This window comes from Bradyrhizobium sp. CSS354, from assembly GCF_029051725.1.
In the GTDB taxonomy this organism is placed as follows: Bacteria; Pseudomonadota; Alphaproteobacteria; order Rhizobiales; family Xanthobacteraceae; genus Bradyrhizobium.
Window position 1 is genome coordinate 594,643 of sequence record NZ_JAACFU010000003.1, and the last position, 23,688, is coordinate 618,330.

Consider the following 23,688-nt stretch of genomic DNA (forward strand, 5'->3'; position numbering starts at 1 on the left):
TTGAGTTTCCTGCTCATATAATGCTGGTAGCGGCCGCGCTTCCGCGGCTTCGTCGATTTCGGTAGGACCTTATGCTCGACGGCCTGCGCCAATTCATCGCCGACATTGTTGCTCCCCATGCCCAGGACCGCGCATTTGATGACAGCGACTACCGGCTGGCGGCGACCGCGCTGCTGGTTCACGTGATCTCGCTGGACGGCCAGCCGACGGCTGCCGAGCAGCGCAAATTGCACAGCCTGATCGAAAGCCACTTCGGGCTCGATCGCGGCACTGCCGATCGTCTGATCGCGGATGCGACAGAAGTCGAGGGCGAAGCGGTCGACCTTTATCACTTCACCAGCGTCATGATGCGCTCGCTCGACGAAGAGGGCCGCAAGCGGGTCGTTCAGATGATGTGGGAGCTGGTCTACGCCGATGGCCAGGTCACGGAGTTCGAGGACAATGTCGTCTGGCGCGCCTCCGACCTGCTCGGGATCGCCCAGCGCGACCGGATCGACCTGAAGCACGCGGTCGCAGACCGCGCCGGCGGCCAGGTCAAGGACGACGCGGTCGGTGGGTGATCCCTGCCGACTCCGCCAATTGACGGTTGTGCAGATCACATGACGAAACTTTAATGTAGCCTCTGGGCTGCCCGGGTTCCGAATTTCCGCTGTAAATCCGCGGGTTTCCTGCTTCCCCGTTTCCCGTTCAAGTGGCTATGCGGCGGACGCCGCTTGCCTGTCGCGCTTGGCCTATGCTCTCGTTCCAGCATTGCGGGGCCAAAAACCTTACATCAAGAGATCTCGATCGTGACTGAGCGGGTAACGTTGATCACCGGTGCCTCGGCGGGCATCGGCACGGAGCTGGCGCGTGTGTTCGCCGCGAACGGACACCGTCTTGCGCTGACGGCGCGACGCGCGGACCGGCTCGAGGCGCTCGCGAACGAGATCGCCGCCAAGGGCGGCAAGAAGCCGATCGTGATCGCCTGCGATCTTGAGGACGCGGATGCCGGCGAGAAGATCGCCGCCGCACTTGCTGCCGAAGGCGTCGAGCTCGATCATCTCGTCAACAATGCCGGCTTCGGCGTATTCGGTGACGCAATCGAGCACGACCGGGTCGAGCAGCTCGGCATCGTGGATGTCAATGTCCGGGCTCTGACGGATCTGTCGCTGCGCTTCGCCGATCAGTTGATCAGGAACAAGGGTGGTCTTCTCAATGTCGGATCGGTCGCCGGCTTTCTGCCCGGCCCCGGCATGGCCGTCTACTACGCGTCCAAGGCCTATGTGATTTCATTCACCGAGGCCTTGCGGGCGGAGCTTGCGCCACACGGCGTTCGCGTTACCGTACTTTGCCCGGGCCCGGTGCCCACCGAATTCCAGGCGCGCGCCGGCGTGGGGTCCGGGCATGATACGGCCCTTCTCAATGTTCCTGCCGCCGAGGTCGCACGGCAGGCCTATCGCGGCCTGATGGCCAACAAGCGGGCAGTGCTCCCTGGTCTGGGCATCAAGATTGTGCCATTTGCACTGCGGTTTTTCCCGCGCGGCTTCATCCTGTCGGCTACCAGCCGGTTTCAGAGGCAAAGACACTAGAGAGAGCTTTCGGTCCGTAGTGGCCCGGAGCTTGCTTTCTATCGGGCGTGTGTGTGCGCAAACTCACACGAAATTAACGATCGCTTAGTTATGCTGGCGGTCTGAACCGATAGCACTCGCAGAGACCATGTCGTTCCGGACGAACAGGTTTGGTGGCGCAGAAGTGGTGCCCTTCCCCAGAAGGACGCCGAACGTCGCTGCCTCCGAAACTCGGTTGCCGGTTCTGATCATCCTGCATCAGGAATCATCGACGCCCGGCCGCGTCGGCAATGCGCTGCGCGCGCTGGGCCATCGCCTCGACATCCGCCGTCCCCGCTTCGGCGATCCGCTGCCCGAGACCCTCGACCGGCATGCCGGCGCTGTGGTCTTCGGCGGTCCCATGAGCGCCAACGATCCCGACGACTACATCCGCCGCGAGATCGACTGGATCGAAATTCCGCTCCGCGAACAGCGGCCGTTCCTCGGCATCTGCCTCGGCGCGCAGATGCTGGCGAAGCAGTTAGGGGCTCGCGTCGCGCCGCATGCGGATGCACTGACCCAGATCGGCTACTACCCGATCCGCCCGACACCCGCGGGACACGGGCTCTGCCCGCACTGGCCGGCGCGGGTCTATCACTGGCATCGCGAAGGCTTCGAGTTGCCGGTTGGCGCTGAACTGCTTGCGGAAGGTGATGATTTTCCGGTGCAGGCGTTCCGGACGGGCAACGCTTTCGGCGTGCAGTTTCATCCTGACGTGACCTACGCGATGATGCATCGCTGGACCACGCGCGGCTATGACGGCCTCAGCGCGCCCGGCGCGCGGCAGCGGCATCACCATTTCGCGGACCGTGCCGTCTACGATGCCGCGGAACGCGCCTGGCTCGATCATTTCATCGATGGCTGGCTGGTGCGCCGGCCGGTGCTGGCGCAAGCCGCCGAGTGATCACGCCTTCTCAGGTCCTTAGCGCAGGTCCTTGGCGCAAGCCCTTGTCTCATCCCTTGATATGCTAAGCTCGCTGCCAACGAGCGCGCGCGAACGCGTGCCGGCAAACAAAGGGAGAGCGCCATGGCCTATGAACACATTCTCTATGACGTCAGCGACAAGGTCGCGACCATCACGCTCAACCGTCCCGACCGCATGAATGCGTGGACGCCCATCATGGAGCGCGACGTGCGCCATGCGATGGAAGCATCGAGCGCCGATGACAATGTCCGCGTCATCGTCATCACCGGTGCGGGCCGCGCCTTCTGTGCCGGTGCCGACATGGATGCGCTGAAAGGGCTCGACCCCGATGATGTCAGGCGCGCGTCGAACCTGCCGCCCTTCGACATGAACCGGCGGCCCGACTGGCAGACGCGCTATGGCTTCTATCCGTCGATCGGGAAGCCTGTCATCGCCATGCTCAACGGCGCAACCGCCGGCATCGGCCTCGTCCACGCGCTCTATTGCGATCTGCGCTTTGCCGCCGACAACACCGTGTTCACCACCGCCTTCGCGCGGCGTGGTCTGATCGCCGAGCACGGCATCAGCTGGATGCTGCCGCGAATCGTCGGCCATGCCAACGCGATGGATCTGTTGCTCTCGGCGCGCCGCGTTTCGAGCGACGAGGCATTGCGGATCGGGCTGGTGAATCGGCTCTGCTCGCCAGAGAAGCTGCGCGAGGAGACCTACGCCTATGCGCGCGATCTCGCCGATTTCGTCTCGCCGAGCGCGATGGCCGTGATCAAGCGGCAGCTCTATGAGGTGCCGTTCCAGACGTTGGCGGAGGCGACGATCGCGGCCAATCGGGACATGATGGTGGCGCTGAACGGCAGCGATTTCAGGGAAGGGGTCGCGAGCTTCATGGAGAAGCGGCCGCCGAGGTTTACGGGGAAGTAGGGGGATTTCGGATGGAGCCCGGCTTCGCCCTTCGGGCTACGCCGCGGCAGCCTTCGCTCGTTTCGCTACGAGGGACTGTCCGGGCTTGCCGAGCCGTAGCTCGCGAAGCGAGCGAAGGCTGGTGGAGCCAGGCGGGATCGAACCGCCGACCTCGTCATTGCGAACGACGCGCTCTCCCAGCTGAGCTATGGCCCCTTTTGTAGGCCGCTCTGGTCAATGCGGCCGACAACCGGGCGCCATTTAAGTCCCCGCCAAGGTCAAGTCAAGGACGGGTGTAACCCGGTTTTAGCCATCCCGGCACCGACTTCCCTTGTTTGGACCGGGGGGAACCGATATCTAGCAAAAGACGTCAATCCCGACCGAAGCCAGAGTTTTTAAAAGCCATGCGTGCCGTTCTCGACATCGTCATCATCGTGCTCGACCTCTACGTCTGGCTGCTGATCGCGTCCGCGATCCTGTCCTGGCTGATCGCCTTCAACGTCGTGAACACCCGCAACCAGTTCGTTTCGGCGGTGGCGGAGTTCCTGTACCGGATCACGGAGCCGGTGCTGGCGCCGATCCGCAATTTTCTGCCCAGCCTCGGCGGCCTCGACATCTCGCCGATCATCCTGATCCTGCTCATCATGTTCATCGAGCGGGTGATCCTGTATTACATCTACCCGAACGTGATCTAAGCAGGCTGGAGCGCCCTGGGTTGCCAAAGAACCTTGTCATCAAGGAACCTTGGCGTTACGGGGCCGCAGGAATCAGCATCGCGCTGCGGGTAACGCCCCGCGGCGGCCGCGACGACATCGACGGGATCGAGCAGCTCTCCGATGGCCGCAGCGTGCTCAAGGTGCGTGTGCGCGCTATCGCCGATGGCGGCGAGGCCAACAATGCCGTTCTGGTGCTGCTGGCGAAATCGCTGGGCGTGCCCAAGGCCAGCGTAAAACTCCTGTCGGGAGCGACCTCGCGGCTGAAGCAGATCGCGGTCGACGGCGATCCGGCGCGGCTCGGCGAAGCCCTGCGCCAGCTCGCATCAGCCAAATCGACAGACTGAGGGAACTGACATGACCGCCAGGATCATCGACGGAAAAGTCATCGCCGCGGAACTTCGCGCCCGCGTCGCCGACGAGGTCGCACGCGTCAAGCGCGAGCACAATCTGGTGCCGGGCCTTGCGGTCGTCCTTGTGGGAAGCGACCCGGCGAGCGAGGTCTATGTCCGCTCGAAACACACCCAGACCCAGGTCGCCGGTATGGCCTCATTCGAGCACAAGCTGCCGGCCGACGTCTCGCAAGCAGATCTCCTGGCGCTGGTCGCAAAACTCAACCGCGATCCCGCCGTGCACGGTATTCTGGTGCAACTGCCGCTCCCCAAGGGCCTCAACACCGAGGCCGTCGTCAATGCCATAGACCCCGCCAAGGATGTCGACGGGCTGCATCCGAACAATGCCGGTCGCCTCGCCGGCGGTTTCGAGGCGCTGTCGCCCTGCACGCCTCTCGGCTGCATCATTTTAACCAAGAGCGTGCATGCGTCGCTCGAAGGCATGAACGCCATCGTCATCGGCCGCTCCAATCTCGTCGGCCGCCCGCTGGTGCAGCTGTTGTTGAACGAGAACGCCACAGTGACCATCGCGCATTCGCGCTCGCGCGACCTCCCCGGGCTCGTCAAGCGCGCCGACCTCGTCTACGCCGCGGTCGGAAAGTCCGAGATGGTGCGCGGCGACTGGCTGAAGCCGGGGGCGACCGTGATCGACGTCGGTATCAACCGGATCCCGAAGGACGACGGGAAGACGCGTCTCGTCGGCGATGTCGCCTATCAGGAAGGGCTTGCAGTGGCCGGCGCGATCACGCCGGTGCCGGGCGGCGTCGGTCAGATGACGGTCGCGTGCTTGCTCGTGAACACGTTGCGCGCGGCCTGCGCGATTGCAGGGCTGCCGAAGCCGGCGGTGTAGTTCACCTCGCCCCGCAAGCGGGGCGAGGGAGCAGAGCTCAGGCCTTCTTCTTCTTCTCGCGATCGATGCCCTCGAGGATCAGCTTGTGCGCATCCTCTGGGCCGCCCCAGCGCAGGATCTTCACCCACTTGCCGGGTTCGAGATCCTTGTAGTGCTCGAAGAAGTGCTGGATCTGCTGGAGCGTGATGTCCGGCAGGTCGGAATACGACTTCACCTTGTCGTAGCGCTGGGTGAGCTTGGACGAAGGCACCGCCAGAATCTTCTCGTCGCCGCCGGCTTCGTCTTCCATGAACAGAACGCCGACCGGGCGCACGCTCATGACCGCTCCTGGGATGATGGCGCGGGTGTTGATGATGAGGACGTCGCAAGGATCGCCGTCGTCGGACAGCGTGTGCGGGATGAAGCCGTAGTTACCGGGGTAACGCATCGGGGTGTAGAGGAAGCGGTCGACCACCAGCGTGCCGGCTTCCTTGTCCATCTCGTATTTGATCGGTTCGCCGCCCACGGGGACTTCGATGATGACGTTGACGTCGTTGGGTACGTTTTTCCCGATCGAGACCGCATCGATACGCATTCAAGGCTCCGTTGTTGCCGAGGTTAAATCGCACCCGGCAGCGATTTTGGCGCTGTCATACGCGGGCTTGGCCCGCTGATCCATCGCGTTTTTGTGAAATAATGAATCCGGCGATCACCGGCTCAAAAGGCAACGGTATCGACGGAAGGGAAACGCTGCCGGCTGGACTTCAGCAGCTCAATTGGTCCAAGCGAAGGCAACCTTGTCGAGCGACTTCGGCCCGAAACGCTCCGAGGAACGTGCCACCATGCGGCCGCCCAAGGCACGGTAGAACTCCGTGGCCGGATCATTGTCCGAGAGCGCCCACACCACCATGCTCTTCAGGCCGCTCTGCATCAGGTCGCGGCGGGCCGCGGTGAACAGGCGGCGGCCGAAGCCCAGGCCCTGGAATTCGGGACGCAGATAGAGCTCGTAGACCTCGCCATCGAAATGCAGGCTGCGGGCGCGGTTGCGGCCGTAATTGGCGTAGCCTGCGATCTTGTCGCCGAACACCAGCACGCTGACGCGGCTGCCCTTGCGGATCGCGCTGTCCCACCATTGCGGACCGCGGCGGTTGATCAGCTTTTCCAGTTCGGCGCCGGGAATGATGCCCTGATAGGCGGAGCGCCAGGCTTCGTCATGGGTGGACGCCACCGCAGTTGCATCTGCGGCTTTGGCCGGCCGGACCTCGATCAGGGTTGTGCTCATGGACGTGATCAAACCAAGTCGCCGCGCCGGCGGCAAGACCTATCGTTAATTATCGGTTAACGTGTGGACTTTCTGCATCAGTATTTGAACCATGTTGTGCCGAAAAAAGACAAGACGCCGATTCGAGTGGCACCGGAGTGCCATGCGTCGGTGCAAAACTGCTTTGCGGCAACGAATGAACGGCAATCGCAACGCAGAAAGTCTGCCGATATTGATTCGTTCCTACTAGTCTGGCCGTTGCTGTTCTCGCCTCCGGCAATTCATGCGGCTCCTCAAACTCCTCGTGCTTCTGCCTCTGTTGGCCTTGCTGACTGCGCCGCCCGTGTGCGCTCAGGTCACGTTTGGTTCGTCCGGAGCGGAGGGCGATCCGTTTCGCCGGCAGCAATGGCGCGTGCCGTCGCCAGATACCGACATCGCCGCCTATGCCCTGCTGTTTCGCCCGCCGGGTGCCGGCCCGTTCCGGCTTGCGGTGATCGCGCATGCTTCGACGCAAAATGGCTTGCGGCGCGCGCAAACGCCCCAACCGGAATACCGCGCACTCACTGCGTTCCTCATTGCGCGCGGCTTCGCCGTGCTGGTGCCGGAACGGCTCGGCCATGGCGCAACAGGCGGCCGCTATGTCGAGGACCAGGGTGGCTGCGACGAGGCGGATTATCTGCGCTCGGGCCGCGCAACGGCCGACGAAATCTCGCTCGCGCTGGAGGATTTGCGAAAGCAGGATTTTATCCGCAAGGACGCCGTGATCGTGATCGGCCATTCCGCCGGCGGTTGGGGCGCGCTGGCGCTCGCCAATGCCGATCCGAAGGCGATCTCCGCCATCATCGCCTTTGCGCCGGGCCGCGGCGGCCATGCCAATGACGAGCCGAACCGGATCTGCGCGCCCCACACGCTTCTCGCGGCGGCGGCTGAATTTGGCAAGGCCGCGCGCATCCCCGTCACGTGGCTCGTTGCCGCCAATGACAGCTACTTTGCACCGGCATTTTCGCTTGCGTTGGTCGACGCGTTTCGGCGCAGCGGCGGCAAGGTCGACTTCCGTGCGCTGCCGGCCGTGGGTAGCGAGGGGCACTGGATGATCGAGAGCGAGGCCGGTGTCAACGCCGCGAGTGCAGAACTTGGGCGCGGGCTGAACCTGCCCAAGCCTGTGGTGACCAGGAAGCCATGACGCTGTATTTCCTCATCAAGTATCTGCACGTGCTCGGCGCAATCGTCATTCTCGGCACTGGAACCGGTATCGCTTTCTTTATGCTGATGGCGCATCGCACGAACGACGTGGCGTTCATCGCGCGCACTGCTTCGGTAGTCGTGATCGCGGACGCGATCTTCACGTTATCCGCCGTGATCCTCCAGCCGATCACGGGCGGTTTGCTGATGATGCTCTCGGCAACGTCGATCGCCGAGCGCTGGCTGCTCGCCTCGCTTGCGCTCTATATCATTGCTGGCTTGTTCTGGATCCCCGTGATTTTCATGCAGATCGAGATGCGCGATCTCGTGCGTAAGGCCGCCGAGGAGTGTGGCGCGCTTCCGGAGCGCTATTTCGTCCTGTTCCGCCGCTGGTTCGTGTTCGGTTTCCCCGGCTTCGGCGCCACGATGCTGATCCTCTGGCTGATGATCGCAAAACCGTTTTGAGGAAGGTCATGAGCCAGCGAACCATTCTCGTGCTCGGTGCCTCTGGCCTGATCGGCCGCCACGTCACCGCCGATCTTCGCGCACAGGGATTTCGCGTCATCGGCGTGGCGCGCAGCCTGCCGCCCGCCCAGAAGATGAGCGCCCTGGACATCGAGCGGCCGATCCTCTCGCTTGACGTAGCCGCGCTGACGCACCTCGTCAGCGAGCACGCCGTTGATGTCGTCGTGAACTGCCTCGGCGTGCTCCAGGACGGTCCCGGCAGCGATACCAACGCGGTGCATCGCGATCTCGTCGTACGATTGCTTCAGGCGATTGGCGGCAGCGGCCGTGCGATCCGGCTGGTGCACATCTCGATTCCCGGGACCGCGGGCGAGGATCGAACCGCGTTTGCAACGACAAAGCGCGAGGCCGAACGTTTGATCGCGGCTTCCGGCATTCCCTACGCCATCCTGCGGCCTGGCTTCGTGGTCGCGCCGTCAGCCTATGGCGGCAGCGCGATGATCCGCGCGCTTGCGGCCTTTCCGCTCGACTTGCCGGAGAAGGAGATGGCGACGCCGTTCCAGCCCGTTGCGGTCGAGGATATCTCAGCCACCATCGCCTGGCTTGCCGCGCGCGATATCGACGACGCATCGGTGAAGGCTGTGACCTGGGACCTGATGCAGATCGAACCAATCACCATGGCTTGCGTCATCAAGCAGTTTCGTATCGCGTTCGGTACGGCCGGCTGGTCGCGCGTCGCGATGCCGTCCTTCATGCTCGATCTCGGCGCGAAAGGCGGCGATGTCGCCAACTATCTTGGCTGGATGCCGCCGATGCGCTCCACGGCCATCGCCGAGTTGCGCCGCGGCGTGAGCGGTGATCCCTCCGCGTGGATCGCCGCCACGGGCATCGTGCCGAAATCGTTGCCTCAGACCGTCGGGCGCCATGCCGCCACGATCCAGGACAAATGGTTCGCGCGGCTGTTCCTGGTCAAGACGTTGATCATCGCCAGCCTGGTTGCGTTCTGGTCCGTCTCCGGCTTCATCGCGCTGTTCGTGTCCTATCGCGCCGCTGCCGACATCCTGAGTGCGCACAATTTTCCGTCGGCGCTGGTCAATCCCATCACCATCGGTACCAGCCTGATGGACATGAGCATTGGCGTGCTGATCGCCTTCCGTCGCACCGCTGCGATCGGGCTCGTTGCAGGCATCCTGGCTTCGCTCGGCTATATGTTTGGTGCCGCGATCCTGACGCCGGACCTCTGGGTCGAGCCGCTCGGCGCACTGGTGAAGACGGGGCCGGCGATCGTGCTGATGTTTGTGGCCCTCCTGATATTGGACAATCGCTGATGCCCAATTGGCCCGACGACGACGTGATCCTGTTCGATGGGGTCTGCATCTTCTGCTCGCGCTGGGTCCGATTCGTCGCCGCGCGCGACACGGCGAAGCGATTTCGCTTCACGCCGATCCAGTCGGACTATGGCGCCCGGCTCGCGCGCACGTTCGGTATCGATCCGGATGATCCCGACACCAATGCCGTAGTCCACGGCGGCGCGGTGTTCATGAAGTCGGACGCTGCGCTGACGGTGCTGTCGCAGCTCCCCGGCTGGGGCTGGGTGCGCGCGTTGTTCGCCGTGCCGAAAGCGTTGCGCGACCCGGTCTACAGCCTCATTGCGCGCAACCGCTACCGCATTTTTGGCAAGTACGATGCATGCTTCGTGCCTGACGCCGATTTGCGAGCACGGGTGATCGAGTAATTCGTCATTGCGAGCGTAGCGACGCAATCCAGACTGCGGCTGCGGAAAGATTCTGGATTGCGTCGCTACGCTCGCAACGACGGCGTGTGTGGTTATGGTCTGCCCAGAACTCCCAACACCTCCCTCGCCGCGCGCTCCCCTGAATCCCTCGCCCCATGCGCCGTTGAGAAAAAGTTTGGCGAGGTCGCTTCTCCCGCAAAGAACAACCGTCCATCCACCGGTGCCGCCAGCACGGCGCGGTCACCGGCGCGGCCCGGCAGCGCGTGCGAGTATGAGCCCCTTGCGAAGGGATCGTGCGCCCAGCGCGACTCGTAGAGCGGCTTCAGCTTTCGCCTGATGTCGTTGCCGAGAAAGCCTGCGATCTCGTCGATGCCCTGCGCGGCAATAGCGCCTTCGCCGGCATCTTCCAGTTCGCGCGCAAAGCTGCCGCCAAAAAAGCCTTCGATGCAGGGCTGGCCGAACGGGCGGATATGATAGGTGCCCATGTCGGTGCGCATGGTGGCGCCGCGCAGGTTTCCTTCCTTCGGGAAGGCCTCGGCATCCTCGAGCGCCAGCGTCACCTTGTCGTCGACGCCGAGCGGCAGGCCGGCTGCGGCGTCGACCTTGGCGCGCAAGCCAGGCGAGAACCGGATGGCTTCGCCGGCGATGAGATTGGTTGGCACGGTGACGATCACCTTGTCCGCGGTCAGCGTGCCCTGCGATGTCTCGATGCGGATGCGCTGGCCGGAATGATCGATCAGCGCGACGTTGCAGTTCAGCGCCACCGGGCAGGGCGCGCCATAGGCCGCGATCAGAGCGCCATAGCCGCGGCGGACGCGCCAGTTGAGGTCACTGTCCTCATAGGCATCCCAGTCCAGCGTCGACATGTCCTTCAGTTCGCAACCGTTGATGTAGGTCGAGATCGCGTCGATCATGGGATTCCAGCGATTGCCCGGCTCCAGGCTCAAGCTCGCGGGGACATCCTGGCTCTTCTGGGCGGTCTTCCACAGCCGCTGATAGAAGGCGTCCATCGCGTGCATGAAATCATCGCGCTCGGCTTTCGGAAACGCGTTGCCATAGGCGCGCTCGCGCCAGGGCGGCAGGTCCTTGTTGACCTCGAAACCGAGCTGTTTCGCAATCGCGACAAAGGAGTTGTTGTCCGCCGAGTGCAGCCAACCGCAGCCGACGTCGAAGGTGACTTCGGGCGAGGCCTGCACCGTCCAGGCTCGGCCGCCGAGCCGGTCGCGCGCCTCGAGCACGACCACGGAGAGGCCGGATCCTGCCAGCGCATGCGCCGCGCCGAGGCCGGCGGCGCCCGCACCGATGATCGCGACGTCGACGGAGGAGGGAAGGGAGCTCATGGGCGGGCTCTAGCACGTTCGCAAAGAGTGCTGAAGCCGCCGCAAGCACAGCTGTCATCACCCGCGCAGGCGGGTGATCCAGTATTCCAGAGACATTTGTTATTGAACCGATAAGCCGCGGCGCACTGGATGCCCCGGTCGAGCCGGGGCATGACAGCGTTGAGAGCGGCGGCCTTAAGCCACCGCTTCCTTGGACTTTTCCGCGCGCTTGCGCTCGTTCGGGTCGAGGTGCCGCTTGCGCAGGCGAATCGACTTCGGCGTGATCTCCACCAACTCGTCGTCCTCGATATAGGCCAGCGCCTTTTCCAGCGTCATGCGGATCGGCGGGGTCAGGCGCACCGCTTCATCCTTCGACGTGGTTCGGATGTTGGTGAGCTGCTTGCCCTTGAGCACGTTGATTTCGAGGTCGTTGTCGCGGGTATGCTCGCCGACGATCATGCCCTTGTAGACCTTCCAGCCCGGCTCGATCATCATCGGGCCGCGATCTTCCAGCTTGAACATCGCGTAAGCCACCGCTTCGCCCTGGTCGTTGGAGATCAGCACGCCGTTGCGGCGGCCCTGGATCTCGCCCTTGTACGGCGCGTAGCTGTGGAACAGACGGTTCATGATCGCGGTACCGCGCGTGTCGGTGAGCAGTTCGCCCTGGTAGCCGATCAGGCCGCGGGTCGGCGCGTAGAACACCAGCCGCAGGCGGTTGCCGCCGGACGGCTTCATCTCGATCAGCTCGGACTTGCGCTCGCTCATCTTCTGCACGACGACGCCGGAATGCTCCTCGTCGACGTCGATGACGACTTCCTCGATCGGCTCCAGAGTGGCGCCGGTGGCCTCGTCCTTCTGAAATACGACGCGCGGACGCGACACCGAGAGCTCGAAGCCCTCGCGGCGCATGGTCTCGATCAAGATCGCGAGCTGCAATTCGCCGCGGCCTGAGACTTCCATCGCGTCCTTGTCGGAGGCTTCGACGACCCGCAGCGCGACGTTTCCTTCGGACTCGCGCAGCAGGCGGTCGCGGATCATGCGGCTGGTCACCTTGTCGCCTTCGGTGCCCGCGAGCGGCGAGTTGTTGACGATGAAGGACATCGACACGGTCGGCGGGTCGATCGGCTGCGCCACCAGCGGGGTGTCGACCGACGGATCGCAGAAGGTGTCGGCGACGGTGCCCTTGGTCAGGCCGGCGATCGCGACGATATCGCCTGCCTCGGCTTCGTCGAGAGGAGTGCGCTCAATGCCGCGGAAGGCGAGGATCTTGGTGATGCGGCCGGTTTCGATGGTCTTGCCGTCGGCGCCCAGCACCTTCACGGCCTGGTTCGGCTTGATCGAGCCTGAGGAGATCCGGCCGGTGATGATGCGGCCGAGATAGGGGTTGGCTTCCAGAATGGTGCCGATCATGCGGAACGGGCCTTCCTCGACCGTCGGCGGCGCGACATGGCGCACGATCAGGTCGAACAGCGGCTGCATGCCGGCTTCCTGGGATCCGTCCGGGCTATCGGCCATCCAGCCTTGCTTGGCCGACCCGTAGAGGATCGGGAAGTCGAGCTGCTCCTCGCTGGCGTCGAGCGCCGCGAACAGGTCGAACACCTCGTTGATGACTTCGGTCGCCCGCGCGTCGGGACGGTCAACCTTGTTGATCACGACGATCGGCTTCAAACCGACCTTGAGCGCTTTGGAGACCACGAATTTGGTCTGCGGCAACGGGCCTTCGGCGGCGTCGACCAGCACCAGCGCGCCGTCCACCATGTTGAGGATGCGCTCGACCTCACCGCCGAAATCGGCGTGGCCGGGGGTGTCGACGATGTTGATGCGGGTGTCCTTCCACTGCACCGAGGCCGCTTTGGCCAGGATGGTGATGCCGCGCTCGCGCTCCAGATCGTTGGAGTCCATGGCGCGCTCGGTCACCTTCTGGTTCTCGCGATAGGTGCCGGATTGCTGGAGGAGGCGGTCGACCAGGGTCGTCTTGCCGTGGTCGACGTGGGCGATGATGGCGATGTTGCGAAGGTTCATGAGTGGGCTTCTTTGCGGTCGGACAATGGGTTAAGCGCGATCTCGCCGGTCAGACCGGGACCTCTTCTCGAAACAACGCTTGAAGACTGGAAACGGGGCGCTTTCCGCCCAAAAGGGAAAGCCCGGCATATCGACCGGGCACCCTACGCGTTGCGGCGCAATATAGGCAAAAACGGCCAAAAAACAATGTGTTCTTTGGCCATTGATTGATTGAATTTTGTCCGGGGATTCCCGGGGGTTAGGCGAAAAGCCGGGCTCAGCCGCGCCGGCCCTTGATGGCGGCCCAGATCAGGGCGACCCCGCCCAGCCCCACGACTAGGCCCAGGAACACCAGCGGGGCGACGTCGGAGCCGATCCGGCCGCTGTCGGATATCGAAATGCCGCCGAACAGGATTGCGCAGGCACCGGGCAGCAGCAGGAGGATCCCGAAGATCGCCATGACCGCGGTCAGGCAGCCGCTGCGCTTGTTCGTCGGGGCAGGAGGCGGTCCCGGAGGGGCTGGCGGCGGCGGGTCGCTGATGCTCATGCCTGCAGGACTCCTTCGGTTGACTGCGCCGCCAGTTCGGCGCGGATGCCGTCGATCTTTCCGTTCCGGTAGAACAGATTGTAGGTGTCGAACGGGATGATCGCGCCGTTCTCGGTGACGAAATGGATGCAGCTGCGCTTGACGTTGCCGACGCAGAAATTGAAGCGGTCGAGAAACTGCACGATGGTGACGCGGAATACGTTCTCGTACGTGATGCCCTGCGGTACCTCGAAGCTCGGCAGGCAGCACAGCAATTCGCAGACGCGCTCGCTGGTGTTCAGCGGTCCCGAGGACAGCGAAAACAAATCGATGAATTTCTCCCTCAGCGCCGGATGCTTCTCCGGGCTTATCGTATTGGGCAACAATGCGACGAGTTGTTCCTGCGGGATCAGGGAGGTCAGCGGCAGCACTTTCTCGCCGTTGCGCAGGCCGTAACCGATCGAGATGCTTTCGGGGTTGCAGGGCAGCGGGATCATGTCCTTGTCGCCGAACACGCCGGTTTCGACCACGCGCTTGCGAATCTCCGACAGCATGATGCGATCGGTGTTCTTGTCGAAATTCTCGTTGCGGCCGGCGTCCTGCACCGGCTGCAACGTGACGCCGCGAACGCACTTCCACGTGAGCGCATGGCGGACGATGTCGCCGATCTCGGCATCGTTGACGCCCCGCTTGATGGTTGCCACCAGCGTGGTCGACACGCCGTAATGCTCGAGATTTTCCAGCGCCTGCTGGCGGATCTTGCGCAAATCCGCGCCGCGCAGATTGATCAACGCGTCGCGTTCGAGCGAGTCGAACTGGAGATAGACCTCGAGCCCGCGCTTGTTCTCGGCGAGCCGCGCCACGAAATCCTTTTCGCGGGCGATGCGCAGGCCGTTGGTATTGATCATGACATGGCGGATCGGGCGCGCGCGCACCGCATCGAGGATCGCGAAGAAATCCGGATGTAGCGTCGGCTCGCCGCCGGAGATCTGCACCAGGTCAGGCTCGCCCTCGCTCGCGACCAGCGCGTCCAGCATTCGCTCGATCTTGGCCAGCGGCGTGAAGCTGGTCCGCGCCGGCGAGGAATCGGCAAAGCACACCGGGCAGGTTAGATTGCAATGCTCGGTGATCTCGATCAGGGCCAGGCAGGAATGCTGCTCGTGGTCGGGGCACAGGCCGCAATCATAGGGGCAGCCAAATTCGGTATGCCGTTGAAAGGCGAGCGGCCGGTCCCCGGGCTTGATGAAATCCTTGCACAGGCGCCAATAGGCTGCGTCCGTCGACACAAGCGTGGACTGGACGCCATGCTCCTTGCAGCGCTTTTCGTACCAGACCTCGTTGTCGAGGATCTGGATCTTGGCCGGCACCAGCTTCAGGCAGGTCTCGCAGAGAGATTGGGTCTGGCCCCAGAAGATATAGGGGCGCGACTTACGCAACGGCGCGTTCATGCATGGGTCTCGCTTTGGGCGCCGTCGCCAGCATTACGACGGCGTAGAGCAGGATGGACAGCGACAGCAGGTGAAACAGCGTGAAGGGGCCGATCAGCGTGCCGTAGGGCTTGAGGAATTCCCACAGGAAGCGCTGTGCGCCATAGTAGACGAGGACGAGGTAGAAACCATTGGTGATCACAAACGCGCTCCGGTTCAAGATCGCCACCACGTAGAGCAGCGCGAATACGCCCATCGCGACGCTTTCGTAGAGCTGCACGGGATGGCGAAGGACGCCGTCGCCGAAATCATGGGCCCAGGGCCATGCCGTCGGCGTGCCGTAGGTGAAATCGTCGAGGCCCGCGAAATAGCAGCCGAGCCGGCCGATCGCGATGCCGATCGCCAGCGGCAGCGCAAACCGGGCGCCGGTTCGTACCGCGATCCCTGCGGACCATTTGTAGAGTTCGATCGCCACGATGCCACCGGCCAGCGCCCCCTCGACCGAGCGCGCAATGCCGCTCTGGCCCGACAGCCACAGATTGGCGGAGCCGAACAGATAGGCGCCGAGGCCCGCACCGAACACCAAAGCGGCGAGGTAGGACATCTCGAACGATTGCGCCGGAAACCGCAGGCCCTGTCGCGACAGCCAGTAGAGGGCGACTGCCGCCACCAGCCACGCTGCGATGTCGAAGAGAGTGTGAAGGAAAGCCCCGCTCATGCGGGGACATTAGCCCAGGTTCCCGCCCGGCGGGATAGTGCGGCCGCTTCTTATCCCCGAAGAGGAGCGAGGCAGGGGGCTAGCCGGCTTGCCGCTCTTCGGTCGGATAGACCCCGCGCAGCACCTCCTCGAAGTGCATCTTCACGGCCTCGTTGCACATGCAGGCGCGCAGGCGCAGGCCCTCGCGGTTGCGGACCAGGATCGATCCGCGTCGCGTGTCGAGCACACCTTCCGCCTTGAACGATTGGAGCACGCGGCTGGCATAGCTGCGGCCGACGCCGAGCAGCGTCGCGAGCTGTTCGTGAGTCAGCGGCACGCTGCTCTCGTCGCCGGTCCGCTCCATCGCCGCCAGCATCCATTTGGCGGTGCGCTGCTCGATCGAGTGAATGGCGTTGCAGGCGGTGGACTGGAAGATCTGCGCCAGCATGCAGTCGGCGTAGCGAGCGAAGACATGGCGCAACGAGGGCGAGCGCTGCTTGGCGGCCTCCAGCTTGCCGACGTGAATGCGCGCAAACGGCCCGCCGAATTTCACGCAGATCCGGGTATAGGCCGGCAGATAGCCCTCGCTGACGATGCCGCCCACCGCGCCTTCGCGGCCGACCAGGATGGTCTCGACGTCGCGGCCGTCCTCATTGGGAACGAGGAAGGTCGCTAGCGACGGTCCGCAGGGGAAATGGACGACCTGAACGTCGTCGCCGGGGTTGTAGAGTAGCTCATTCGCTGCAGCGCTTTCGAGCATGACATGTGGCGCAAGCAGGGCGAAGTCGGCCGCGCTCAAGCGCCGCAGCAGGTTGTTGGTTGGCCGGCTGTCGATCTCGGTGGCGTTACTGGTCCGCGCGTCCATCTTAAACTCCCCATCCGCCTCCACATTAGCGAGTTCCGTCGAGGTCCTGTGTGCACAAGTGGACAGACCTGACAACTGTGATGTGGTGGTTTCGTTCCGGGAACCCTCCGCGCTGGGTGCAGGCGTCGTGACCCGGTACCCAGTCAGAGAAACCTCATGCTCCAAGTTACGATGATGGCACCCGCCGCTTCCGATGGTTCAAACTGTCCCGCCGATGTTCTCATCGTCGAAGACGATCCGATCATCGCGATCGACTTCGAGGATCGCCTGCTCGGATTTGGCGTGAAGAGCGTGCGCACGGTAGGTTCAGTGGCGCAGGCGCTGGCCGCAATCGCGGCGCGCACCCCCGAATTCGCCTTGCTCGACGTCGGATTGAGTCGCGAGACCAGCTTTGCGGTCGCCGGACGGCTCGCGGCCCTGAAAATTCCGTTCGTCTTCGTCACCGGCTACGGCGCTGACGCGCGCATCCCGCCGGAATTCGCCACGCAGCCGCGTCTGCAGAAGCCGTGTTCGAGCGACGCGCTTGAGGCGGCGCTCCACGTACGCGCGGCAGACTAGCGATACGGCGTCAGGCCGGCTTCGGATCGAGCGTGGTCGACCACAGAGCCACGTCGGCGCGGTCGCGCAAGGTCACCGTCATCTGGCCGGAAGCGCCGTCGATCTTGACGTGACCGAAGAACTGCATGCCGGCGGACGGCGGCAGGTTCTGGTTGTCTTTCCCCGGCGCCTTGACGAAACGCACCTCGGGCCCAAACGTATTGTCGAGCGCGTTCGGACCGAATGTGCCCGCGTGAAGCGGGCCCGACACGAACTCCCAGAACGGCTCGAAATCCTGGAATTGCGCCTTGTTGGGATCGTAATAGTGCGCGGCGGCGTAATGCACATCCGCCGTCAGCCATACGGTGTTGCTGACCGGCGCCATCTTGATGAAACGCAGAATGTCGGCGATCTCGAGCTCGCGGCCGCGCACCGGGCCGTCGCCCTGCGCAATGGCTTCCGATCCACCCTTCGGCGTGTCCGACACGACGAGGCTGAGCGGCATGTCGGAGGCGATCACCTTCCAGGTCGCGCGCGAATTTAACAGGCCGCGCTTGAGCCAGGCGATCTGGTTGGGGCCGAGGAAATAGCTGGCCGGGCCGTAAGCGGTTTCGAGGTTGAGGCCGTTCGGGCCGCGATAGCTGCGTTCGTCGAGCACGAACACGTCGAGATGAGGACCATAGGAGATCTGACGATAGACGCGGCCGGGCTCGACGATGCTCTCGCGCATCGGATACATCTCGTGGAAGGCACGGCCTGCGCGGGCCGCAAGCAGTGCGATGTCGCGCTCCTTGTAGGTCGCCGGCAGCTCCTTCGACAGCGACCAGTTGTTGGTCACCTCATGGTCGTCCCACTGCACGAAAATCGGCACTTCGGCATTGAAGGCGCGAAGATTGTCGTCGGTGAAATTGTATTTGTGCGCGGCGCGGTACTCGTCCAGCGTCTCGGCGACCTTGGCCTTCTCGGGGATCGTGACGTTCTTCCAGGTCTTGCCGTCCGCGAGCTTCACCTCGGACTGGATAGGGCCGTCGGCATAGATGGTGTCGCCGGAGTGCAGGAAGAAATCCGGACGGTGCTTGCGCATCGCCGAGAAGGTGAACATGCCGCCGTCATCGGGGTTGATGCCCCAGCCTTGTCCTGCGACGTCGCCGCCCCAGACGAAGCTGACGTCGCGGCGGTCGGCGGGCGCGGTGCGGAAGCGGCCGGTCACCGGCTCGCCCTCCACCGCGGTGTGCGAGAGATCGCGGAAGCGGACGCGATAAAAGATGTCCTGTCCGCTAGGCAGGTTCTCGATCAGCATCTTCGCGGTGAAGTCGCTCTCGGGCAGCGCCGCGATCGGCGGCAGTGCGCGGGCATCTCTGAACGAGTCCGTCGTCGCCACCTCGACCAGCATCTGTGCGGGCCGGTCGGTGCGCGCCCAGACCACGCCGCCGTCGAGGGTGACGTCGCCCGACTGCACGCCATGGGTCACCGCCGGCCGGTCGGCCGCGCGGGAGAGATGGGGCATTGCGACCGCGCCGAGCGCGCCGGCACTGGTCGTCAGGAAACGGCGACGGGAGAATTTGATGTTCATGGGATGGTCTCGATATCGCGTGAGGCGATCGCCCAGAGCGGCCGCCACGGTGAAGCCCGACGCTATATGGAGACAATGTGACGCAGCGATTACGCGCTGCCGGCGGCCCGGAATTGCGGGCCGGTGCGCTGCAGGTTCTGCGGCAGGCTGAACAGCACGGCCTTGCGGTCGGCAACCGCCGCATGGAACTGGTCGAGTGCGATGTTGAAGGCTGTGAGAGCACCTTCCTCGATCGCGCCGTGGTCGTAGCAGCGCAGCGTGTCGCGCAGGATCTCGTCGGCCTCGGTCTGCATCTGATCGAGATCTTCGGTGGTCTCGCTCTTTCGAGCGGCGGTGATCATGTCGAGCAGCCGCTCGCGCAGATGGCTGTTGTTGTCGCGCTCGTCCTTCTTCAGATAGCCCGCGAACCAGGCGCCGATCGAGCCCATGGCCGAGAGCGCCATCAGGGTCCACCAGATGTAATCGCTGTACTTGTCGAGGAAGGTCTTTTCTTCGCCGTCGACGAAAGCGGCAGCGCCCGGATGCACGGGAATCACCGCATCCTTGTCGGTGTCGGGCGTTTCGATCTTCGCCGCCAGCGGGAATTCCGTCACCAATTGCTGGCGCACGGCGAAAAGCTGGCGCGTGAACGCCGCGATGGTGGTCTCGGAGACGGCTTTGCGCGCCACGATGTGGTGCGAGAAGCTGATGGTCTTGACCTCGTCATCGGGACGATCGGGCGAGCCGCCGTAAGTGCCCGCGGGAATCTCGGCCGCTTCATAGACCGGATGATTTTGCGCAATCGCGTCGGCAGAATCGATCGCGAGGAAAGTCGGCGTGCCGAACTCCTTGGCGGAAGTGGCGATCGCGTCCGAAGTGATCTTGCTGTTGACGGGGCCGGCCGCGAGATAGGCATCGACCTTCTGGGACTTGATCGCCTCGGCAACTTCATTGGCCGGGAATTGCACGATCTCGACCTTGGCGGGATCGACGCCGTATTGCTGCAGGATCACCTTGAGCAAATTGACGTTGGCCTGGGTACGGCCAACCACGCCGACCCGATGTCCGGCGAGCTGCGCGATCTTGCTGATCTTCGCGCCCTTCTTCTTGCCCTTGCCGGGTACGGACCACAGCACCACGACGTTCTTTCGCAGGGTCGCAACGGCTTGCGCGTTTTTCGGCACGTCGAGATCGCCGCGCACGATGGCGAGGTCGGCTTTGCCCTCCGCCAGCAGATTGGCGCTGGCGGTGGCGCCGTCGGTCTGGATCGGACGCAGCCGCACGGAACTCTTGTGCTGCGCGAAGGCCTGGGTCAGTGCCTGCACGACCTTGACATCATCGCTGTTGGCGGGGCCGACCGCGATCTTCAGCATCTCCGACCGCATGGCAAAGTAGTAGCCGCCGGCGAGCGCGCCGACGATCGCGAGCACCAGCGCGAGAGTCACGAGCGCCGTCTTCCGCGCCGATGATCGCGGCGAGGGCGGGGTGGGCGCTTCGGCCAGGTCCAATCCCCCGGTCATCGATCTCCCGAACAGTCGCTTGAGGCTCAGTTTCATCTTGGCCGGCGATTTACGCCCGCAAGTGTAGCAAATTTCTTGTCCGGCAGGGTTACATCTCCGTCATGGTTAGCGGATGGGTCTGATCCCGTATGAACCCGGGGCGTCGGCGGGGTGTTAGGGTAAAGTTCCCCTGAAAGGACGGAGGCGACAATGGCGGAACGGCTCTCGGCGGAGGCGCGCGGACAGGCGCTGGGCGGACTACCTGGTTGGACCGAGGTTCAGGGACGCGAGGCGATCGGGAAGACCTTTGTCTTCAAGGATTTCAACGAGGCGTTCGGCTTCATGACCCGCGCGGCACTGGTCGCCGAGAAGATGGACCACCACCCCGAATGGCGCAATGTCTACAAGACGGTGGAGGTGGCGCTGTCGACCCATGACGCCGGCGGCATCACCGCGCTCGACATCGAGCTCGCCAGGGCGATGAACGCCATCGCCAAGCTGACACCAGGCTGACGTCTTGCGGGGACCGGCCACGTCCCCATCTTGTGATCAGCAGGGGATGCGGCGATCTGCCACCCCGGCTGGAACGGGGAGTTGCGAACATGGCTGCCGAACACAGCGTCGGTTTCGAGCCGGCCGACCGGCTTGCGGAAGATCGTGACAGCGTGCGCCGCCGCTTCTGGCGCAAGCTGAAGCGCGTCGCCGCGCAACTGCCGTTCGCGGAGGATCTGCTCGCCGCCTATTACTGCGCCTTCGACCGCCAGACGCCGCGCCATGTCCAGGCGTCGCTGCTCGGGGCGATCGCCTATTTCATCCTGCCGTTTGATTTCGTTCCCGACGTGATGCCGATCCTCGGCTTCACCGATGACGCCGCCGTGCTCGCCACCGCCATTCGCATGGTCGCCAGCCACATCACGAATGAGCATCGCGAAGCCGCCCGCGCCGCGCTGAAGCGCGGCGTGGATGAGGGCGACGCGCACTAAAAGCGTGCCGCTCCAACTCCAATGTCGTCCTGGCGAAAGCCAGGACCCATTACCCCAGGGAGGAGTTTGGCGAAGACTCGCCGCTCGGTACGACGACCGGCCGCGACCGATAGATTCCGCGGTATGGGTCCTGGCTTTCGCCAGGACGACTCGGGGAGAGAGTCTTCGCTATCCCACCCTCACGGATGCAAAATCACCTTGCCCATGGCCTGACGTCCCGCGAGCACCTTGAGCGCATCCGCCGTCTGCGCCAGCGGGAAGACGCGATCGACATGCGAGGAGATTTTTCCTTCCGCTGTCCACTTCACGAGCTTCTCGAGATTGGCGCGGTTCTTTTCCGGGTTGAGCCGCGTCCACGCGCCCCAGAACACGCCGCGGATGTCGCAGCCTTTCAGCAGTGCGAGGTTCAGCGGCATCTTTGGAATGTCGCCGGCGGCAAAGCCGATGACGAGGAAGCGGCCTTCCCAGGCAATCGAGCGCAGCGCCTGCTCGGCATAGGTGCCGCCCACGGGATCGAAGATGATGTCGACGCCCTTGCCGCCGGTGAGCTTGCGCAAGCCTTCCTTCAAATCTTCCTTGCCGTAATTGAGCGTGAGTTCTGCGCCGTGCGCCTTCGCGAATTCGAGCTTCTCGTCCGACGAGGCGCAGGCGATCACCTTCAGGCCCATCAGCTTGCCGAGCTCGCACGCGGCAAGTCCGGTGCCGCCGGCGGCGCCGAGCACCGCGAGCGTCTCGCCCGGCTTCGGGCTCGCGCGATCTTCCAGCGCATGCAGCGCGGTGCCGTAGATGATGATGATGCCGGCCGCGCGATCATAATCGAGATGGTCGGGGATCTTCACGATCGATGCGGCCGGCAGCGCGATCTTTTCGCGCGCGCCGTTGTGGCCGCAGGAGGCGACGACGCGATCGCCGACCTTCAGATCGGTCACGCCGGGACCGATGCTCTCGATCATGCCCGCGACTTCGGCGGCCGGCGAGAACGGGAACGGCGGCTTGATCTGGTACTTGCCCTGGATCATCAGGATGTCGAAGAAGTTCAGCGCCGCAGCCTTGATCGCGATCACGGCTTCGCCCGGACCGGCCACTGGGTCCGGCACGTCGGCCAGAACGAGATCGTCGGGCTGGCAATATTGCGAGCAGAGGATGGCTTTCATGGCGGCACCTTCTTGAGAGCACTTGGCGTTTCGAGGCAGAATTATAGTTTGGCTGTTTCTGCCGGATTTAGCGCGGTCCCACAATCCGGTTTCTTTGTCTGAAATTGCATTCGGCCCTATCCTCTCGTCATTGCGAGCCAACGGGTCCGCGCGAAGCGCGGCCCGATGACAGGCTCCGCGAAGCAATCCTGAATCCGTGCCGCGGAAATAGCCTGGATTGCTTCGCTGCGCTCGCAATGACGGGAAGAAAGAAAGGGAGGATTCAAACCATGTTTGAAACAGGCCTGCTCAAGGACAAGCGAATCCTCGTCACCGGTGGCGGTTCGGGTCTCGGTGCTGCGATGGCGCACCGCTTCCTCGCGCTCGGCGCCGAGCTCGTGATCTGCGGCCGCAAGCTCGATCGGCTCGAGGCGGCGGCGAGCGAGATGCGCAAAGAGACCGGCGGCAAGGTCACGACGATCGCCTGCGATATCCGCGATGGCACCGCCGTCGAAGCGATGATGGACGCCATCTGGCGCGAGGCGCCGCTTGATATTCTCGTCAACAATGCGGCTGCAACTTTCATTGCGCAGAGCGAGCATCTCTCATTCCGCGCCGCGGATGCGATCCTCGCGCCGACGCTGCATGGCGCGATGTATTGTACGCTTGCCGCCGGCAAGCGCTGGATCGACGGCAAGCATGACGGCGTCGTGCTCTCGATCCTCTCGACCTCGACCATCACCGGCCGCGCCTTCACCGTGCCGTCGGCGATGGCGAAGTCGGCCGTGCTGGCGATGACCAAAAGTCTCGCCGTGGAATGGGGCCCGAAGGGCATCCGCACCGTCGCGATCGCGCCGGGACCGTTCCCGACCGCGGGCGCCTCGGGTCAGCTCCGCCCCGAGGGTCGCGACGAAGGGTGGGCCGCGCGCAACCCGATGGGACGCGCCGGCGAGCACGGCGAGCTTGCCGACCTCGCCAGCTTCCTGGTCTCCGACCGTGCCGGCTACATCAACGGGGAGATGGTGGTGATCGACGGTGGCGCGCATTTGCGCAGCTCCGGCGCCGAGGATCTGTTGCGCTGGACCGATGCGCAATGGGCGGAGCAGCGCGCGGCACGATCCAGGGCCTAGTCGCCGCGGCCCTTCGCTAACTGCCTTCCCAAATTGG

At 64.0% G+C, this 23,688-nt stretch carries 26 protein-coding genes and 1 tRNA gene; 15 read left to right on the top strand and 12 right to left on the bottom strand.

Annotated elements, in window-relative coordinates; translation table 11 throughout:
• Positions 1-71 precede the first annotated feature (71 nt).
• The 4 genes from GWG67_RS09825 (at position 72) to GWG67_RS09840 (ending at position 3,426) form a co-directional block, all read left to right on the top strand.
• Positions 72-560: a TerB family tellurite resistance protein gene (locus GWG67_RS09825; RefSeq protein ID WP_275169090.1), complete on the top strand. Its 489-nt coding sequence runs from the start codon at positions 72-74 to the stop codon at positions 558-560.
• 228 nt (positions 561-788) lie between these two features.
• On the top strand, positions 789-1,568 hold the full coding sequence (locus GWG67_RS09830; protein ID WP_275169091.1) for an SDR family oxidoreductase: 780 nt from the start codon (positions 789-791) through the stop codon (positions 1,566-1,568).
• Positions 1,569-1,695: 127 nt separating this feature from the next.
• A complete protein-coding gene (locus GWG67_RS09835; protein ID WP_275169093.1) occupies positions 1,696-2,490 on the top strand; it encodes a glutamine amidotransferase in 795 nt (264 codons plus the stop codon).
• Between the two features lie 123 nt (positions 2,491-2,613).
• Positions 2,614-3,426, top strand: a complete 813-nt coding sequence (locus tag GWG67_RS09840) for an enoyl-CoA hydratase (RefSeq protein ID WP_027514918.1) — start codon at positions 2,614-2,616, stop codon at positions 3,424-3,426.
• A gap of 119 nt (positions 3,427-3,545) precedes the next feature.
• Here GWG67_RS09840 and GWG67_RS09845 read toward each other — a convergent pair.
• Positions 3,546-3,621, bottom strand: a tRNA-Ala gene (locus GWG67_RS09845).
• A gap of 188 nt (positions 3,622-3,809) precedes the next feature.
• Here GWG67_RS09845 and GWG67_RS09850 point away from each other — a divergent pair.
• From GWG67_RS09850 to GWG67_RS09860, 3 genes are read left to right on the top strand one after another with little or no spacing between them, the layout of a single operon-like run.
• Positions 3,810-4,100, top strand: a complete 291-nt coding sequence (locus GWG67_RS09850) for a YggT family protein (RefSeq protein ID WP_007598721.1) — start codon at positions 3,810-3,812, stop codon at positions 4,098-4,100.
• Positions 4,101-4,120: 20 nt separating this feature from the next.
• On the top strand, positions 4,121-4,465 hold the full coding sequence (locus GWG67_RS09855; RefSeq protein ID WP_275169094.1) for a DUF167 domain-containing protein: 345 nt from the start codon (positions 4,121-4,123) through the stop codon (positions 4,463-4,465).
• A 10-nt stretch (positions 4,466-4,475) separates the two neighbouring features.
• Positions 4,476-5,360: a bifunctional methylenetetrahydrofolate dehydrogenase/methenyltetrahydrofolate cyclohydrolase gene (locus tag GWG67_RS09860; RefSeq protein WP_275169096.1), complete on the top strand. Its 885-nt coding sequence runs from the start codon at positions 4,476-4,478 to the stop codon at positions 5,358-5,360.
• A gap of 37 nt (positions 5,361-5,397) precedes the next feature.
• Here the strand turns inward: GWG67_RS09860 and ppa are convergent, their stop codons facing one another.
• Together ppa and GWG67_RS09870 are read right to left on the bottom strand one after the other, a co-directional pair.
• A complete protein-coding gene (ppa, locus tag GWG67_RS09865; protein WP_275169098.1) occupies positions 5,398-5,934 on the bottom strand; it encodes an inorganic diphosphatase in 537 nt (178 codons plus the stop codon).
• 177 nt (positions 5,935-6,111) lie between these two features.
• Complete coding sequence (locus GWG67_RS09870) at positions 6,112-6,621, bottom strand: GNAT family N-acetyltransferase (protein ID WP_007598725.1); 510 nt, start codon at positions 6,619-6,621, stop codon at positions 6,112-6,114.
• Between the two features lie 262 nt (positions 6,622-6,883).
• Here GWG67_RS09870 and GWG67_RS09875 point away from each other — a divergent pair, with 262 nt between their 5' ends.
• Genes GWG67_RS09875 through GWG67_RS09890 form a run of 4 tightly spaced genes read left to right on the top strand, consistent with a single transcriptional unit; the run spans position 6,884 to position 9,982 of the window.
• Positions 6,884-7,783 (top strand): S9 family peptidase, encoded by a 900-nt coding sequence (locus tag GWG67_RS09875; protein WP_275169100.1) that lies wholly within the window; start codon positions 6,884-6,886, stop codon positions 7,781-7,783.
• Positions 7,780-8,247, top strand: a complete 468-nt coding sequence (locus tag GWG67_RS09880) for a DUF2269 domain-containing protein (protein WP_275169102.1) — start codon at positions 7,780-7,782, stop codon at positions 8,245-8,247. Before GWG67_RS09875 ends, GWG67_RS09880 begins: the two co-directional genes overlap by 4 nt.
• 8 nt (positions 8,248-8,255) lie before the next feature.
• On the top strand, positions 8,256-9,575 hold the full coding sequence (locus GWG67_RS09885) for an SDR family oxidoreductase (RefSeq protein WP_275169104.1): 1,320 nt from the start codon (positions 8,256-8,258) through the stop codon (positions 9,573-9,575).
• Positions 9,575-9,982, top strand: coding sequence for a thiol-disulfide oxidoreductase DCC family protein (locus tag GWG67_RS09890; RefSeq protein WP_275169106.1), 408 nt, complete (start codon positions 9,575-9,577; stop codon positions 9,980-9,982). The genes GWG67_RS09885 and GWG67_RS09890 overlap by 1 nt, the downstream gene beginning before the upstream one ends.
• A gap of 92 nt (positions 9,983-10,074) precedes the next feature.
• Here GWG67_RS09890 and GWG67_RS09895 read toward each other — a convergent pair whose 3' ends face one another.
• The 6 genes from GWG67_RS09895 to GWG67_RS09920 all read right to left on the bottom strand — a co-directional run bounded on the left by GWG67_RS09895 (position 10,075) and on the right by GWG67_RS09920 (position 16,817).
• Complete coding sequence (locus tag GWG67_RS09895; RefSeq protein WP_275169107.1) at positions 10,075-11,322, bottom strand: NAD(P)/FAD-dependent oxidoreductase; 1,248 nt, start codon at positions 11,320-11,322, stop codon at positions 10,075-10,077.
• A 174-nt stretch (positions 11,323-11,496) separates the two neighbouring features.
• Positions 11,497-13,323, bottom strand: coding sequence for a translational GTPase TypA (gene typA / locus GWG67_RS09900; RefSeq protein ID WP_275169108.1), 1,827 nt, complete (start codon positions 13,321-13,323; stop codon positions 11,497-11,499).
• Between the two features lie 256 nt (positions 13,324-13,579).
• Positions 13,580-13,849, bottom strand: a complete 270-nt coding sequence (locus GWG67_RS09905) for a hypothetical protein (RefSeq protein ID WP_275169109.1) — start codon at positions 13,847-13,849, stop codon at positions 13,580-13,582.
• A complete protein-coding gene (locus GWG67_RS09910) occupies positions 13,846-15,276 on the bottom strand; it encodes a radical SAM protein (protein ID WP_275169110.1) in 1,431 nt (476 codons plus the stop codon). The genes GWG67_RS09905 and GWG67_RS09910 overlap by 4 nt, the downstream gene beginning before the upstream one ends.
• The gene (locus GWG67_RS09915) at positions 15,257-15,973 is read right to left on the bottom strand and encodes a prolipoprotein diacylglyceryl transferase family protein (protein ID WP_275169112.1); all 717 of its coding nucleotides are present in this window, start codon (positions 15,971-15,973) and stop codon (positions 15,257-15,259) included. The genes GWG67_RS09910 and GWG67_RS09915 overlap by 20 nt, the downstream gene beginning before the upstream one ends.
• A 79-nt stretch (positions 15,974-16,052) precedes the next feature.
• Complete coding sequence (locus tag GWG67_RS09920; RefSeq protein WP_275169114.1) at positions 16,053-16,817, bottom strand: Crp/Fnr family transcriptional regulator; 765 nt, start codon at positions 16,815-16,817, stop codon at positions 16,053-16,055.
• Between the two features lie 156 nt (positions 16,818-16,973).
• On the opposite strand from GWG67_RS09920, the gene GWG67_RS09925 reads away from it, so the two are divergent.
• Positions 16,974-17,375: a response regulator gene (locus GWG67_RS09925; protein ID WP_275169116.1), complete on the top strand. Its 402-nt coding sequence runs from the start codon at positions 16,974-16,976 to the stop codon at positions 17,373-17,375.
• A gap of 10 nt (positions 17,376-17,385) precedes the next feature.
• Here the strand turns inward: GWG67_RS09925 and GWG67_RS09930 are convergent, their stop codons facing one another.
• The gene (locus tag GWG67_RS09930; protein WP_275169118.1) at positions 17,386-18,927 is read right to left on the bottom strand and encodes an alkaline phosphatase; all 1,542 of its coding nucleotides are present in this window, start codon (positions 18,925-18,927) and stop codon (positions 17,386-17,388) included.
• A gap of 89 nt (positions 18,928-19,016) precedes the next feature.
• Positions 19,017-20,462 carry a TAXI family TRAP transporter solute-binding subunit gene (locus GWG67_RS09935; protein ID WP_275169120.1) on the bottom strand — a complete coding sequence of 482 codons (1,446 nt, stop codon included), beginning with the start codon at positions 20,460-20,462 and terminating at the stop codon, positions 19,017-19,019.
• A gap of 153 nt (positions 20,463-20,615) precedes the next feature.
• On the opposite strand from GWG67_RS09935, the gene GWG67_RS09940 reads away from it, so the two are divergent.
• Both GWG67_RS09940 and GWG67_RS09945 read left to right on the top strand, forming a co-directional pair.
• Positions 20,616-20,918, top strand: a complete 303-nt coding sequence (locus GWG67_RS09940) for a 4a-hydroxytetrahydrobiopterin dehydratase (RefSeq protein WP_275169122.1) — start codon at positions 20,616-20,618, stop codon at positions 20,916-20,918.
• Positions 20,919-21,007: 89 nt separating this feature from the next.
• Positions 21,008-21,388 (top strand): YkvA family protein, encoded by a 381-nt coding sequence (locus tag GWG67_RS09945; protein ID WP_275169123.1) that lies wholly within the window; start codon positions 21,008-21,010, stop codon positions 21,386-21,388.
• Between the two features lie 179 nt (positions 21,389-21,567).
• Here the strand turns inward: GWG67_RS09945 and GWG67_RS09950 are convergent, their stop codons facing one another.
• Entirely contained in the window at positions 21,568-22,542 is a 975-nt protein-coding gene (locus GWG67_RS09950) for an NADPH:quinone oxidoreductase family protein (RefSeq protein WP_275169124.1), read from the bottom strand.
• 269 nt (positions 22,543-22,811) lie between these two features.
• Between GWG67_RS09950 and GWG67_RS09955 the strand changes: the two genes are divergently transcribed.
• Complete coding sequence (locus tag GWG67_RS09955) at positions 22,812-23,651, top strand: SDR family oxidoreductase (protein ID WP_275169125.1); 840 nt, start codon at positions 22,812-22,814, stop codon at positions 23,649-23,651.
• Positions 23,652-23,688 lie beyond the last annotated feature (37 nt).